Origin of the sequence: Adlercreutzia equolifaciens, assembly GCF_029076695.1 — a bacterium.
GTDB classification, from domain to species: domain Bacteria; phylum Actinomycetota; class Coriobacteriia; order Coriobacteriales; family Eggerthellaceae; genus Adlercreutzia; species Adlercreutzia equolifaciens_A.
The window spans coordinates 1-286 of sequence record NZ_JARFIK010000666.1 but is presented as its reverse complement, the minus strand read 5'-3'; the positions used below and the strand labels follow the sequence as shown (position 1 = coordinate 286).

1 protein-coding gene is annotated in these 286 nt (G+C 39.2%); it reads right to left on the bottom strand.

Annotation, left to right across the window (positions count from 1 at the left end):
• Positions 1 to 29: 29 nt before the first annotated feature.
• The coding region (locus PZH32_RS14035) for a hypothetical protein (protein ID WP_275208886.1) at positions 30 to 286 on the bottom strand (257 nt) is incomplete at its 5' end.

Below are 286 nucleotides of genomic sequence, written 5' to 3'. Positions count from 1 at the left end.
CAGTATTTTTGCCATAGTTTCCCTCGATTCTACTCCGATATTCTGTTTCCTTCCCAGTGGTTTACCCACCAAAAATAGTATACCATACTAATCCCTGTAAATATTAAGCAACCTGGTATGAATGACAACCATTCACCTACACTAGTTTCTCCCAATACAGATTGCAGATAAGTATATGGTACTCTACCCGTCCAGCAGACAAATACATATTTCCACACATAATCTCCAAGTCCGGTAAGCATCAATGCACTAATTAGTCCTGATATAATCCCTGCTCCAATGGATA